Origin of the sequence: Orenia metallireducens (genome assembly GCF_001693735.1) — a bacterium.
Lineage (GTDB): Bacteria > Bacillota > Halanaerobiia > Halobacteroidales > Halobacteroidaceae > Orenia > Orenia metallireducens.
The window spans coordinates 354,766-369,702 of record NZ_LWDV01000009.1 but is presented as its reverse complement, the minus strand read 5'-3'; the positions used below and the strand labels follow the sequence as shown (position 1 = coordinate 369,702).

13 protein-coding genes are annotated in these 14,937 nt (G+C 28.0%); 12 read left to right on the top strand and 1 reads right to left on the bottom strand.

Annotation, left to right across the window (positions count from 1 at the left end; genetic code table 11):
- Positions 1–17: 17 nt before the first annotated feature.
- Positions 18–2,777 carry an HD domain-containing protein gene (locus U472_RS09720; protein WP_068717939.1) on the top strand — a complete coding sequence of 920 codons (2,760 nt, stop codon included), beginning with the start codon at positions 18–20 and terminating at the stop codon, positions 2,775–2,777.
- Positions 2,778–2,956: 179 nt separating this feature from the next.
- On the opposite strand, the gene U472_RS09715 is transcribed toward U472_RS09720, so the two are convergent.
- A complete protein-coding gene (locus U472_RS09715; RefSeq protein WP_068717938.1) occupies positions 2,957–3,166 on the bottom strand; it encodes a hypothetical protein in 210 nt (69 codons plus the stop codon).
- 277 nt (positions 3,167–3,443) lie between these two features.
- Between U472_RS09715 and U472_RS09710 the strand changes: the two genes are divergently transcribed.
- The 11 genes from U472_RS09710 to U472_RS09660 all read left to right on the top strand — a co-directional run bounded on the left by U472_RS09710 (position 3,444) and on the right by U472_RS09660 (position 14,931).
- A complete protein-coding gene (locus U472_RS09710) occupies positions 3,444–4,067 on the top strand; it encodes a YIP1 family protein (protein WP_068717937.1) in 624 nt (207 codons plus the stop codon).
- Between the two features lie 320 nt (positions 4,068–4,387).
- Entirely contained in the window at positions 4,388–4,819 is a 432-nt protein-coding gene (locus tag U472_RS09705; protein WP_218059063.1) for a hypothetical protein, read from the top strand.
- Between the two features lie 461 nt (positions 4,820–5,280).
- The gene (locus tag U472_RS09700; RefSeq protein WP_068717933.1) at positions 5,281–6,072 is read left to right on the top strand and encodes an EFR1 family ferrodoxin; all 792 of its coding nucleotides are present in this window, start codon (positions 5,281–5,283) and stop codon (positions 6,070–6,072) included.
- A gap of 335 nt (positions 6,073–6,407) precedes the next feature.
- Entirely contained in the window at positions 6,408–7,478 is a 1,071-nt protein-coding gene (locus U472_RS09695) for a hypothetical protein (protein ID WP_068717931.1), read from the top strand.
- Positions 7,479–8,067: 589 nt separating this feature from the next.
- Positions 8,068–9,072, top strand: coding sequence for a radical SAM protein (locus tag U472_RS09690; protein ID WP_068717929.1), 1,005 nt, complete (start codon positions 8,068–8,070; stop codon positions 9,070–9,072).
- Positions 9,073–9,455: 383 nt separating this feature from the next.
- Complete coding sequence (locus U472_RS09685; protein ID WP_068717928.1) at positions 9,456–10,313, top strand: aminoglycoside 6-adenylyltransferase; 858 nt, start codon at positions 9,456–9,458, stop codon at positions 10,311–10,313.
- 203 nt (positions 10,314–10,516) lie between these two features.
- Positions 10,517–11,050, top strand: a complete 534-nt coding sequence (locus U472_RS09680; protein ID WP_068717927.1) for a GrpB family protein — start codon at positions 10,517–10,519, stop codon at positions 11,048–11,050.
- Between the two features lie 286 nt (positions 11,051–11,336).
- Complete coding sequence (locus U472_RS09675; RefSeq protein WP_068717924.1) at positions 11,337–11,744, top strand: GNAT family N-acetyltransferase; 408 nt, start codon at positions 11,337–11,339, stop codon at positions 11,742–11,744.
- A 518-nt stretch (positions 11,745–12,262) separates the two neighbouring features.
- Positions 12,263–12,805 carry an AAA family ATPase gene (locus U472_RS09670; RefSeq protein WP_068717923.1) on the top strand — a complete coding sequence of 181 codons (543 nt, stop codon included), beginning with the start codon at positions 12,263–12,265 and terminating at the stop codon, positions 12,803–12,805.
- Between the two features lie 371 nt (positions 12,806–13,176).
- Positions 13,177–13,815, top strand: coding sequence for a LysE family translocator (locus U472_RS09665; RefSeq protein ID WP_068717922.1), 639 nt, complete (start codon positions 13,177–13,179; stop codon positions 13,813–13,815).
- 264 nt (positions 13,816–14,079) lie between these two features.
- Positions 14,080–14,931, top strand: coding sequence for an HNH endonuclease signature motif containing protein (locus U472_RS09660; RefSeq protein ID WP_068717920.1), 852 nt, complete (start codon positions 14,080–14,082; stop codon positions 14,929–14,931).
- The last annotated feature ends 6 nt before the right edge of the window (positions 14,932–14,937 follow it).

Genomic DNA, 14,937 nt, shown 5'->3' with positions numbered 1-14,937 from the left:
TAGAGGAGGCAAAATTTTTGAGAATTGATGAATGTAATAATTTAGATATATTTAAAAAATTGAAAAGTGAAGATCCTAATCTATATAAATATGTTATAAATTATTGTGAAAAAATCATTGAAAAATTAGATACTATAAAAGATATTTTTGAAGAATATACTGACCATGGATGGAGTCACTCTAAAAAATTATTACAATTAGGAGATCAACTTTTAGGAGATAATAAGTTATCTTCGTGGGAAATAGCGGTATTTATTCTTGCAGTTTGCTATCATGATGTTGGTATGTATTGTAGTTCAGAAGAATTAAATGAAATAATTAATAGCAAAGAATTTGAAAACGTTTATCCGTATTTACGTGAAAATATAATTTCAATGAATCAACTTAATAGTAAAGATGAACAGGTATTAGAGAGGTTTATTCAACTGGAATTTTTAAGAAGAAAACATAATACGCGTTCATATAAATGGATACTTGATAAATATAAAAAAGATAAAGAAGAATATTATTTTGATGGAATTTATTTATGGGAGGCAGTTGCACTAGCAGCTTTTGGACATACATTAAATATAGAAGAATTAGCTAAAAGACCTTATAGTACGGAATTTTCTATTGGTAAAGGGATAACTATAGATTTAGTATTTATAACTTGTTTGTTAAGATTAACTGATATATCTCATTTAAGTAGAGATAGAGCTTTACCTTACATACGAAAATCAAAAGATTTTTATTCACAAAAATCATTAAATATTTGGAAGAGTTATGCTGATATTGCTGATACTATTCCTAGCAAAAATGGAGATTGTATAAAAGTTTCAGCTAGTTGTTCTGATTATAGAAACCATAGAGCTATAATTGAAGCTGCTACTTATATAGAAGAAGAGTTAAAAAGAGAACATCATATTTTATTTAAAACAAATTCAGAATATAAATTTTCTTGGAAATTTGTTGATACATCTCATGTAATTGAAGCTCATGATGCTAATTATATTTATTCTGGAAGTCGTTTTAAATTGAATTTCAATAAAATAACAGAATTGCTTATTGGAAGTCGTTTATATAGGAATAAATTATTTGCTTTACGAGAATGTCTTCAAAATTCAATTGATGCATTAAATGTATGCAAATTAAAAAATCCATATCTAGATGGATATATTGTAATTAAATATTGCAAAGAAAATAATTTTCTAGAAATTTTTGATAATGGAACAGGAATGGATAAAGAAATATGTTCTAATCACTTATTATCAATTGGAACAGAATCTTTTTGGGTTAGTGAAAGAAGACATAATGACTGGGGAGCGAAAAATAATTTATCAATTATTGCTAGTCATGGTATAGGTTTTCTTAGTACCTTTATGATAGCTGATAAAATTGATGTTTTTTCAAAATATCCTGATAAAGATCCTATTCATATGGTAATTGATAGTTTTAATACAAGTGTAGTTTTCAAGAAAACCTCTCAAGATCAATTTCCAATGTGGAAGGAAGTGAATTTAGAAAAACCATTGCCTTGGAATCAAGGACATGGAACATGTATTCGGTTATACCTTAGAGAAAGTATATCAAAACTAGAATTAATGGAGTTCATATCTGAACATATTTTAAGAATATCAAATGAATTAATTTTAATATATAATAACGAAAAAATAATAATTCCAGAGAAATGGCATTTTGGTAATAATAGTTATCAATTAAAAAGCGATAGTAGTTTTGATGAAATTAAAGTTGCATTATTTGATAAGCCAAAAGAGGGTTTTTACAATAATCCTCCCAAAGATAATTCTTTACAGAAGTCTTTATTTGAATATAATGGTTTAAAAGGTAAGGTATATTTAAAATCTGAAAATGGTTTTGATCAAACTAGAATTAGTCAAAATGGTATTTTAATTAATAATGGATATGAGTTCATTCTAGAATCACCATTATTAGAATACAGTTTTTCAAAGAAAAAGTCGTATAGGAGTTCCCCATTTGTATTTGATATAGATGTTACAGGAAACAATTGCTTTGAATTAGATGCAGAGCGTACTAGAATAATAGATGAAGAAAGAAACAAAGCAATTCGAGAAAAAGTTATAAAAAATCTACTTAAAGAATACTTTAACTGTATTTCTTCAATAGAATCTACATTATATTTTCCATGTGGAAATAAATATTATCATGGAGCAGATTCAATTTATAATAATAATGAGAATCTAGTAATTTGTTTCCATAAATACTTAGATGAATTTTTAACACCAGAGAAATTTCAAAGAATAAAATCATTTTGTCCAGTAGAAAAATTATTTGATGGAAAATTGTATATTTATTTTGAGAATAGAAATGTTCCTGTGAGTGTTAATGATTTAAAAGATGATATTGAAACTTATGTATTTTATATCCCAAAGAAATTTAAATTTAATGATGGATTCAAAAATGAAATTTCTCAATTTTCTAATTGGATTAATCATAAGCAATCTAAAGAATTAGTGAAAATTAGTAATTCTAATAAAGTTGTTATTTTACCTAATTTCCCCAACTCATTTGTTTTACCACTATTACTTCAATTTAACTTTGAAATAGTTAAAGATGATTACTTACATTACTTAATAAAGTTTAATCAAAAAGAAAATATCGAAATAAATTTAGAAGAGATGAATAATTTTAAAACTTTAGGTAAAAATAAGGAAATTTCAGATGATATTTTTGAAATCTATAAAGAAGAGAGTGAACTTTCAGAAGAGAACTTTAATAATCTAAAGACCAATTTTGATGATGAATTTTGGGGACTATAATTTTATTTTGGTTGATATAAAGAGATATTGAACATCGGATAAACCAGCTAATAAAAGTCAAGAACAAATTCTAATTTATTCAAAAATCTAAAAATAAGCATGACAAAATAAGCTTACTTTTCTGCAAACTTCATCTTTAGTCTAAACTAGCTTATATCTGTATTCTAATTAAATAAAAACTACCCTCTTCTAGTAACCTTTACATCATCATCCTTAAACTTAGCACCAATGAAGAAACTAATAAAGCTCCTAACATTGATGTTATAAATATTGAATATGCTAGTATTCTGAATAAGTTGAATTAATTCTATGGTTACATGGACAAGAGCGGTCATAATGGACAGTTGTAACCGGTTGACCGTCCTTGCGTATTTTAGGAGCGTTTTCATTACCTCTCCCCTACTCTGCTTGGGGAGATGCCTACTTATGATATCAAATTAGAGATTTATTTAAAGGAGTATTAACGACATTTGGTTCATTAATATCTTGATATAAGAGTTATGCGACATTGGCTCCATATGAATTAATGAATAATTGATTTAATAAATGAAAAACATCTTTGTTCTATAGATATATTAGTTTAAATTAGATTTATATTATTCTATAAATGAAGTTGTTTTTCAATTTGAAATAGTATTTTAAAATTTAGTTAGAAGGAGAGTTAAAATGTTATCATTACACTATTATTATAAAGTATTATTTAATCCAAGAGTGGTAATAAAAACTAATATTTCTTCTAAGTTTATATTAGTTTTAGCTTCAATAACTGGAATATTTGATACAGTTTCCAGAGGAGCAAGAAATAATGGCGGAATATATTTAAAAGGAGAACCATTGTACTTCTATATGCTTATGCTTGGAGGAATAATATTAATGGGAATAATTTTTGGAATAATCAAGTTATATATATCAGCGGGAATGATTAAGTTTTTTGGAGATTTATTAGGAGGAAAGGCTTCATTTAAAGATATTAAAAAAGCTCTTGGTTTATCTTATTATCCATATATTATACCAGTATTTTTATTGATTCCACGATTATTAATATTTAAACATGAAACTTTTATGAGTAATCCAGTTTCAATTCAAACAAATTTAATAATGTTGATACTATATTCTGTGTTTTTATTAATTGATATTATATCTGTTATTTGGGGATTAGTGATTTTAGTAAAAGCGATTTCAGAAATCCAAAACTTTTCAGTAATAAGGTCATTTTTTAATGTAGTTTTACCTGTTGTTTCAATTGTTGGATTAATAATGTTAATTGCTATTCCTTTAATTTTAGTTTGATGATAAAAAATATTTATAGATTTTATTATATAAGTAAGGGAGCCAACATCGTCTAACAGCACCTTAGAGACATCCCAGCCATGAGAATAAATTAAAGTCGGAGCTGACTTATGTTAGATTGTAGTTTTATTAGAGGTTAGGAGCATTATATGGGGATGTCGCGAAGCTGCGGGACGTTATCAGACATTCCTAGATTGTATTAATTATTGAGAAACTAGTGTTAAATAAAGTATTGATATAAGAACATTAAAAATTCAAATTAGAGTCTATTTCTAAGAAGTGAGGTGTTCTATTTGGAATTTTCTTATATAGGATTAATAATGGTAACAGTAGTATTGTTACCAAACTTGTTATTTGTAATATTTCCTCCTAAAAACATTCCTAATGGGTTACAAGATGTTCATTTATTTTTTACTATAATTGAGAGAATAGGAATAATTGCTTTTATAGTTATTCTCCTAACTTCAAATGTGAGCTTTATTAATTTAAATATTAATTTGTTTTTATTGTTAATGATATTGTGTATAGTAGTATATTATTCTTTATGGTTACGTTATGTTTTAAAAGGACAAGATTTTTCATTACTGTTTACGCCTTTACTATTTATTCCAATACCAATGGCGATTTTTCCTGTATCCTATTTTTTATTTGCTTCTTTTTGGATAAATTCAATTTATTTAGCAATTACTACTCTGATATTTGCAATAGGGCATTTTGTAAATAGCTGGAATAGTTACATACATACAAAATAAGTATTGAACATAATAAATGTAATTCTTAAATCAAGTGTTTTATATTAGAAAATAAGGTTAAACTTATTAATTTGGACCGTAATTTTGACTTGACTAAAAAACATATTGAAAAAACTTTAAGACTACCAATATTATTTGTGGGGATAATAATTTATATCTAATAATTGTAGGTAAAAAAAGTAAGAAATAGTATTTGTTTTTATTCCATTATGATGCTAATATAAAATCATGGACATGAGCGGTCATAATGGACAGTTGTAACCGGTTGACCGTCCTTGCGTATTTTAGGAGTGTTTTCATTACCTCTCCCCTGCTCTGCTTAGGAAGATACATACTTATGATATCAAATTGGAGATTTATTTAGAGGAGTATTAACGACATTTGGTTCATTAATGACTTAATATAAGAGTTATGTGAAATATTCGGCTCAAAATATTAGAGTTTAAATGGAGGTAGATAAAATGAAAAACCGTATTTATTATTTTTCAGGAACAGGAAATTCTTTGCAGGTTGCTCGTGATATAGCTAGTAAGCTAGAAGATTGTGAAATAATATCAATATCTAAGAGTTTGAATAGTGAATTAACTTCTAATTATGAACGTATTGGATTTATTTTTCCAGTATATGCTTGGGGACCACCTTCAATTGTAACAAGATTTGTAAAAAGGTTAAATAATGTTAATAAGAATATATATATTTTTTGTGCTGCAACATATAAAAATGAACCTGGAGCTGTTTTAAGATATTTCTCAAAAGTTTTGAATAAGGAAGGATTAAAGCTTAATGCAGGATTTGAAGTTTGTATGCCAGGAAATCATATTGCACATTATGAAGCTGATTCTCAAAAAATACAAAAAGAGAAGTTTGAAAAATGGAAATCACAACTTTCTGAGATAACTACTGTTTTGCTTAATAAAAATGAAATCAAATCTAAAAAAACTTCACTATTTAGCCGATTTTTTCAAACGGGACTTCTATATAAAATTGCAGTAAAACAATTTTGTAAATCTGATAAAAAATTCTTTAGTAGTGATAAATGTAATGAATGTGGAATTTGTGAGGAAGTATGTCCAACGGATAATATTGTAATTAAAAATAACAACCCAACTTGGGAACATAATTGCGAACAATGTCTTGCTTGTCTTCATTGGTGTCCACAACAAGCTATCGAGTTTGGAAAAAAGACTGTTGGGAGAGAAAGATATCAGAATCCTTTTGTAAGATTAAATGATATGTTAAAAAAGGGGGATTAATAGTATGAAACATACTAGGTTAAATAAGAAAATATAAAAACTTACTACTGTAAAGCATGTTGCTTTTTTTTACTATGTTGTAAAGAACTAGAGGTTTTATTAGAGGTAGTGGTCTATAAATAGGAGCCGCATACCTCACATAACATGCGATTAGCGACATGCAAATAGAGAGTATAAATGAAAATTGGGATGACTTATGTAAGATTTTTGTAGGTTTATCTTAGATTAGGAGCATTAATGGCACGTCGGGAACCCTCGGTACGTTATATGACATGGCTTTAAGATCCTTTAGTAACAAAAACAAAATTAAAAAATATATATTGGGAGTGATAAAAATGCATAATAGTATTTACAAACTACCAGATGATAAACAAAAATTGATTGAAGCTTTAATAAATAAAATCAAGAGTAAATATAAAAATGATATAGCTGTAGTTGTTTGCTATGGCTCATATATTACAGGTTCAGCATATGATAAATCGGATTTAGATTTTTTCTTTATTCCGAAAACAAATAAAGGTTATAAGATGAATATGCAATTTATTATTAATGATATTGGATACGATTTTTGGCCATTATCCTGGGAACATGCTGAACGAATAGCAAATTTTGAAGAAACTATTATTTCAATAATTGCTGAGGGAGTAGTAGTTTATTATAGTGAACCAGAGGATATAAAAAGGTTTAACTTCTTAAAACAAAGAATTAAAGAATTAACAACAAATAAAGATAATGAAAATATTTTAATTAATGAAGCAGAAAAATTAATAGTTAAAGCTAAGTCAATCTTTTTTGATATGAAATATATGAGTAAAGAATATGAGACAGTAGATGTAAATTGTTCACAAATATTAAATTTGTTGTTTAATGTTATTGCTATATTAAATTCAACATATATAAAAAAAGGAGTTTACAATATAGAAAATGAGGTAAAAAACTATTCTGTTTTGCCAGAAAAGTATATAGAACATTTTAATTTAGCTATAAGGAGCAAATGTTTATCAGAAAAAAGAGAATTTGTTAAAAAGATAATTATTAATGTTGATAAGTTATTACAAGAGAAGAAGTCTAAACAAGAGATTAAAATTTCAAACAAGAATTTTAAAGGATTTTATGAAGAAATAAAATCAAATTATAATAAGTTAATACATGCCTGTAACAACAAAGATTATTTAAAGGCATTTTTCACTGCTCATTCAATTGATCATGAAATGAAAAATATGTTGGGTAATAAATATAAAGACTTTAGCTTTCCTAATTTAATAAAAAATATAGATGAAACCAATTATGAAAAATTAAAAAAATTAACATATAAACACGAAGAAGAACTAGTTAATTTGTTACAAAAATATAGGATAGATATTGTGGAATATGAAAATATTGATACATTTCTTGAATCTTTTTAATGAAGTAATAAGTACTAAAATAATACAAAGCACATCATATAACACAGTGTTCCCGTTACGCCAAAGCCCGGCTACCCTACGGGACATGCTCTCTGTCATGCCTTTTGCAAATTACGGCAAAAGTCATGCCAGGCCTTACGACACGAGCACGTCGCGAACCTGTGGGACGTTATGTAATCCCGTAGTCTTCACATAACCACTTTAGTCACTATCATAAATAAGCTAATAATCAACAACAGTACTCTTACACTACTTTAAGCTTATTTAACATTGATTATCCTCTCCTATTGGTATTGGGCGGGATGATACATATTATTTTTATTAGGAATATTTTGATTACCTCTCCCCTGCTCTGCTTGGGGAGATGCATACTTATGATATCAAATTAGAGATTTATTTAAAGGAATATTAACGACATTTGGTTCATTAATATCTTGATATATAGAGTATTAACGACACTAGTGTCGTTAATATAAGAGTTATACGACAGTCGCCTAATGAAGTGTTTTATTAAATATCATATACCGTTGCATAGTGTATCGGATTATCTGGGAAAAAGATTTGAAGAAAACAAGAGGAGGTTTTTATAATGGAGTATTATACAAATAACAGTTTTTCACACATGCAGGCTTTTAAAGGGGGGCAGATTAGCTTGAAATATCCACAAAAATTATATATTGATCTAACTCAAGATTGTAATATGTATTGTATAATGTGTCGTGATAAGCTAACTGTTACAGGAAAAGTTATGGATATGGATTTATTTAAGAGGATTGTTGATGAAACAGCTAGTTTTGTTTCAAGTTATTCACTTTTCAATTGGGGAGAGCCTTTGATTGTAAAAGATTTTAGAGAGAGAGTTATGTATTTAACAAGTAAAAAAAATAAAGATGCTACAATTGATATTTCAACAAATGGAATTTTACTGGACGAGGAAATGATTACATTTCTAAAAAGTAATGATGTTATTGTTACAGTATCCTTTGATGGTGCAAATAAAGAAACTTTTGAAAAGATTAGGAGGGGCGGTAACTTCGAAAATATATGTAGGAATGTAGAAAATCTTGCAAGGATATATGATGAAAAAGAATTAGATAAAACTCCAGGAATATATGTATCAATCCAAAAAGATAACCAGTATCAGTTGTTGGAAATTGCGAAATTAGTAAATCGATTGGGGATTAAGCGAATGGGCTTTGGTTTAGTTACAAGTCCAGATGAATATGCCCCAGAACTTTCAGAATCTATTAGGGAAATAATCAAAGAAACTAAAAACTATTTGGATAATGAGGGTATGCTTAACGACTTATATCCTACTAAAGTCGGAAACTTTCTATGGGACGGAAATGATTATTACCATGAGAGTAATTATGTTGTTGATAGAAACTGTAATGCTCCATTTGTTAGTGCATCTATAGGATTCAATGGGGATATATATTTATGCTGTAATGTTGGAAAACTAGTCGATAATATTGACAATAAGTCATTTTCTGAAATTTGGTCTGGAGAAAGATATGATACTTTAAGGAAAGCTGTTAATGACAGAAGTTTAATGCCTTATAGATGTAAGAACTGTGCTTGGTTTAATAGATAAAATTAATTAGACATTACATTAAATCATTTGAATTGGCTTGAATAAATTGGATCTAAAAATGTTGATGTGATATGGAAATATTATAATTATTCTGTTTATGGTGGAAAAAGAAAAGAATTATTGAATATATATGATAGTGGAGAGCAAGGCGACCATCGTATAACAGCGGATTAGCTACATCCTAATTTATGTTTATTAATGAGGGGCGGGCTGACTTATGTGAGACTTAGAGGTTTATTTTGAGATTAGAAGTATTATCGAGGACGTCGCGAATCCGCGGGACGTTAGCAGACATAATTTTTATGGAAGTTTTTTAACTTACGGGGAAATAAATATTATTTGATTACTATCAAAATATGTTTATGATAATAAGGAGTGTGTTTATGAGAACAGAAAAAGAAGTGTTATCACAGTTCAAAGAATGGGCTAAAAGAAATGAATTAATTAGAGTGGCAGTATTAACTAGTTCTCGTGTTAGACCTGATGCAAATATTGATTTTCTATCAGACTATGATATTGAGTTGTATGTATCTGATCTGAGTAAATTCAAGGAGAATGATGATTGGCTTGAAACATTTGGATCTATCATGGTACGTTGGCCTTTTAAGCCACGTTCAACAGGTTTTAAGACAGGTTGTTGGATTACTCGACTTGTTTTATTTAAGGATGGTGTAAGAATTGATTTCCAGATTACAGATCAGCTTGAAATAGAGTCAGATGCTTATGATAATGGTTATGAAATTTTAATAGATAAAGATGGAATAACAAAGGGACTAGCAGAGCCAACATATTCAGAGTATATAATAAACAAGCCTAGTAAAGAAGAATATGAAGTTTTGGTAAATGAGTTTTGGTGGGATGCGTATTATGTTCCTAAATATCTTTGGAGAGATCAGTTACCTTTTGCTAAGTATATGTTGGATTATACACTTAGATATTCATTTTTACATAAGATTATAGATTGGTATATTGGGATGCAAAATGATTGGTCCGTAGAAACAGGAGCTTTAGGTAAAAAATTTAAGAATTATCTTGATGCAGAAACATGGGCAGAATGGGAAGAAACATATGTAGGAGCAGATATAGAAGAAAATTGGATAGCATTTTTTAATATAACTACTTTTTTTAGAAAGATGGCAAAACAAATTGGGAAAAAATTAGGTTATGAATATCCAGATCAAGTAGATAAAGAGGTTATGAAATTTTGTAGAGAAATCAAAGAAACAAAAAAGATTGATTGATTTTAAAAAATATATCAGAAATTTTATTTAGATTTAAAAATATGATAAGGATCAAAACCAAAAATTACGTCTGCTAACAGCACCTTAGCGACATGTGATACAAGTTAGTATTCTACAAATAAGAATAATAAATTGACTTTTAAAATATTATAGTAATGCTATTTAATCTGTTAATGGTTCCATCATTTTGGAGGTGATTTAAAATGCCAGAAAAAACAAAAGTTGTTGAGATTGTGCCATATGATCAAGAATGGAAAAAAGAATTTGAAAAGATTAGGAATATGATAAATAGTTATATTGGTGATTTGATTTTAAAGATTGAGCATGTAGGAAGTACATCTGTTGAAGGATTAATGGCAAAACCAATTATAGATATTGATGTTGTTATTGATAGTTATGATTTATTACCGAATATTATTGAGCGTTTAGAAAAAGAAGGTTACGAACATGAAGGAAACTTAGGAATTCAGGGGCGTGAAGCATTTAAAAGAACATATGATGATGAGTTTATGGATTATCATCTATATGTATGTCCCAAAGATGGAAAGGGATACTTAGAACATATTGCATTTAGAGATTATTTGAGAAAAAATAAAAAAGCAAAAAAAGAATATGGAGATTTAAAATATAGATTAGCTAAAATTTATAGAAATGATGTAGATAGCTACTGTAATAAAAAAACTGAATTCATAGAAAATATATTAAATAAGACTATCTATAAAGATGCAAAAAATTAAATATTACATAATAAGAATGATTTATAGAGATAATTACATTACTTTAACCGTTTATATGGGCAAGCATAACATAAGATTAGCAACATCCCAGTTAAGGTGTATAAATGAGGGTTGGGGCTGACTTATGTAAGATTGTAGTTTTGATTTAGGCTAGGAGCGTTAGCAAGGACGTCACGAACCTGCGGGACGTTATCTGACATTGCTTTTGAGATTATTGATAGAAATTATTTTTTAATTAGTTAATATTGTAGTAGGTTAAAGATAAATGACAAAAGGAGATTAAACTATGGAAATCAGAAAAGATGATTATTTGATAACAGATGATAAAGAAAAAATTAACATTGATTTTGTTGTTAATTCTTTACATAAAACATATTGGGCAAATAATAGGACACGAGAAATTATAATAAATTCGATAGATAACTCGATCTTTATATCTTTATTCAAAAATAAAAAACAAATAGGTTTTACTAGAATAGTAACTGATAAAGCTGCATTTGCTTGGATTGCTGATGTATTTATAGATGAAAAGCATAGAGGAAATGGTTTGGGAAAATGGCTTGTAAAAACCACAACAAATCATCCTAGTATAAAGAATGTATCTTTGCAGCTTTTGAAAACTAGAGATGCCCATAGCCTATATGAGAAATTTGGGTTTAAAAAAGATGATTGTTTGACTAAAAGAAAAAAGTAACAAAAAAATCATAAAGAAAAATTAGTAATTTCAATTATAAAAAGTTTAAAAGCAAATATTTTTTACTTAAATAATAATTTATTAAATTTTGACAATAAATAATAACTGTTGTTAAATTGGTTGATAATGCATTAAAAATATTAGTGGCGTGTTAGTTAATATTGAGAATCCGCAACATCAGATAATAGTACTTCTATACTAGCTCCACTACTTTCACCTTTAAGCTTATTTAATATTACTCATCCCCTCCTATTGGTATTGTTGCCAACCATGGAGAGATAATACATATTATTTTTATTAGAAATATTTTGATTACCTCTCCCCTACTCTGTTTGGTGAGGGAAGTAATTGTGATATTGATATTAATTAGAGAACTTATTTAAGAAAATATTAATGACATATATCGTTAATACCACTAAATAGCAGGAAGTCGTTAATACTTCTTATTTAGAGGTTTAAACAAAGTATGTCGTCAAGATACAAGTTATATGACATTCATTTAGAGAAAGAGTGATACTATGATAATAATAATTGCTGGAATTCCAAGATCAGGAAAATCAACAGTCGCTAAAACTACTTCTGAAGCTCATAATTATTCATATATACCGTTTGATAGTTTTGTATCAACTTTTAATAAATTGTATCCGAATTTAGGAATAACTCATTATGATAACTATAAAGTTGTTAGCAAAAGAGTAGCACCTTTCCTTAAAGAACTAATCAAACATATAAATTATGAAGATATATCAGTGGTAATCGACATATATCAACTTACTCCTGATGATGTTAGAAAATATGAATTAGATAAAATCAGTAAAATAATTTATTTTGGTTATACAGAAATAAGTCTTGAAGACAAGTATAATTTTATTAGAAAATATTCACGTTCTTCTGACTGGACAGAGTCATTATCAGAGGAAGAATTAAAGGCAATAATACAGGAGTATATTGATGAAAGTATTGAAGTTAAAAAGAAATGTGAAGAATATAATATTCCTTTTATTGATACTGGAAAGGATTTTAAGAAAACTATAAAAGAAGCAATTAATTACTTCGCATAAACTGAACGATCGTATAACATGGGATTTAAGATTCCGCTACGCTCCATCCAAATTTATGAACCTAAGCCAACATAAAATTCTTAAATCCCTGGTACGTTATGTAACCCCGTAGTCTTCACATAACAACTTTAGTCACTATAATAAATAAGCTAACAATCAACAACAGTACTTCTATACTAGCTCCACTACTTCATCTTTAAGCTTATTTAGCATTACTCATCATCTACTATTGGTATTGTTGTCAATCATGGAGAAGTAATATATATTATTTTTGTTAAGGGGGTTTTGATTACCCCTTCCCTACTCTACTTTATGAGGGAAGTAATTATACTATTAGGATGACTCCCATCCTTAAAGGAGGACTTTATTAAATGAAAAAAGTATTCTTAAGAGGTCTATCAACAGGATTGATTCTACAAATAGCCATAGGACCTGTCTTCTTCTTTCTAGCAAATCTTGCACTTCAAAAATCTTTAATCGATGGATTATTTGCAGTTGCTGCTGTAACAATTGTAGATTACTTATATATAGCACTGGCTATCGCTGGAATAGGTAAATTATTAGAAAAGAAAAAGATCAAAAAAACTTTAGGAACTATCAGTTCCATTGTTCTTATTGCTTTTGGCTTTTATATGGCTATAAGTATTTCAAATTCTGTTAATATTAGTTTAACTATAAATGACCCCTCATCAAATCTATTTAAAAGTTTTATTTCAGCTTTTTTATTGACTATATCTAGTCCATTAACAATTCTTTTTTGGACTAGCGTATTTGCAGCTAGATCAGTTGAATATTCCTTAAGCAAAAAAGAGTTAGTGATCTTTGGATTGTCAGCAGGTTTTGCTACACCTCTTTTCCTTAGTGTCTCTATATTCATTATAACAATATTAAAAACATTGATCTCACCATTAATCGTTCAATTGGCTAACATGTTAGTTGCTTTCATTTTAATAGGTTATGGTATATTAAGAATTATAGAAATTATAAGAAATTCATCTGAGAGTAAGTGATTACTTCTAAATCTAGAATATATATTTCAAAGGGTAACTGTGAATGGTGTATCAAATTTACTCTATTACTAAGGGAAGCAATTATGAGACTGATATTAAATTAGAGAATTTATTTAAAAGAATATTAACGACATATGTCGTTAATACCACTAAATAGCAGGAATTTATTACACATGTCGTTAATACTTCTTATTTAGGGAGTTAAACGAAGTATGTCGTTAATATACAAGTTAGGTGAAATTGACCAATATGGAGGGAAAGAATATGTCTAATAAAAACAATAGTAGAAATATACCATTACCTATAAAAAGAGAAGTGAGGCAAAGGTGTGGATTTGGATGTGTAATATGTGGATTTCCTCTTTATGAATATGACCATATGAAAGAATGGTCGAAGGTTCAAGAACATAAAGCGGAAGATATCACTTTGTTGTGCGATAAGCATCATAAGGAAGTAACAACAGGTCTTTTACCTAGAGAAAAAGTTTTTGAAGCTAATAAAAATCCTTATAATTTAAGGAAAGGTTCTAGTAGCCCTTTATCACTCCACTTTGATGATAACTCTTGTGAAGTAGATATTGGCGGAAATGTTTTTTCTGCAAATATCAAAAGCCAGATTACTGAAATGATCCCTTTAATTATTGATGGAATTCCATTAGTGGGGTTTGTTTTAGAGGATAATCAATTATTTCTAAATATTAATTTATTTGATAAGTTTAATAATTTAGTGCTACAAATAAGTAATAATGAACTTGTATATTCAACTAGCCCTTGGGATATTGAGTTAGTAGGACAAACTCTTACTGTTCGAGAAAAAGCAAGAAAATTTTTAATCAGAATAACATTTGAACCACCTAATAAGATTAGTATTAAAAAAGGCAGATTTCTTTGTAATGGTGTAGAAATTTTAATAGATGAAGACCATATGTTAATAACCAATAATAATATGTTAGTTCAAGGTAATTTTACAGAGAATGTCCAAGGGGGATTAATTATTGGTGCTACTTCTAAGCCAATTGGAGGATTTATGAGGATTTCAAAAGTTAACAGATATTTAGGAGATTCAAAGAAATCATTAGCATGGGCTAAAAAAATGAAAGAAGAATTTTCTGATTAATGGTGG

Bases quoted from the DNA above. Each gene is read 5' to 3' on its own strand.
- U472_RS09700 (WP_068717933.1), top strand. From the start codon at position 5,281: ATGAAAAACCGTATTTATTATTTTTCAGGAACAGGAAATTCTTTGCAG.
- U472_RS09690 (WP_068717929.1), top strand. From the start codon at position 8,068: ATGGAGTATTATACAAATAACAGTTTTTCACACATGCAGGCTTTTAAA.
- U472_RS09685 (WP_068717928.1), top strand. From the start codon at position 9,456: ATGAGAACAGAAAAAGAAGTGTTATCACAGTTCAAAGAATGGGCTAAA.
- U472_RS09660 (WP_068717920.1), top strand. From the start codon at position 14,080: ATGTCTAATAAAAACAATAGTAGAAATATACCATTACCTATAAAAAGA.
- U472_RS09705 (WP_218059063.1), top strand. From the start codon at position 4,388: ATGGTAACAGTAGTATTGTTACCAAACTTGTTATTTGTAATATTTCCT.
- U472_RS09680 (WP_068717927.1), top strand. From the start codon at position 10,517: ATGCCAGAAAAAACAAAAGTTGTTGAGATTGTGCCATATGATCAAGAA.
- U472_RS09710 (WP_068717937.1), top strand. From the start codon at position 3,444: ATGTTATCATTACACTATTATTATAAAGTATTATTTAATCCAAGAGTG.
- U472_RS09675 (WP_068717924.1), top strand. From the start codon at position 11,337: ATGGAAATCAGAAAAGATGATTATTTGATAACAGATGATAAAGAAAAA.
- U472_RS09670 (WP_068717923.1), top strand. From the start codon at position 12,263: ATGATAATAATAATTGCTGGAATTCCAAGATCAGGAAAATCAACAGTC.
- U472_RS09665 (WP_068717922.1), top strand. From the start codon at position 13,177: ATGAAAAAAGTATTCTTAAGAGGTCTATCAACAGGATTGATTCTACAA.
- U472_RS09715 (WP_068717938.1), bottom strand. From the start codon at position 3,166: ATGAAAACGCTCCTAAAATACGCAAGGACGGTCAACCGGTTACAACTG.
- U472_RS09695 (WP_068717931.1), top strand. From the start codon at position 6,408: ATGCATAATAGTATTTACAAACTACCAGATGATAAACAAAAATTGATT.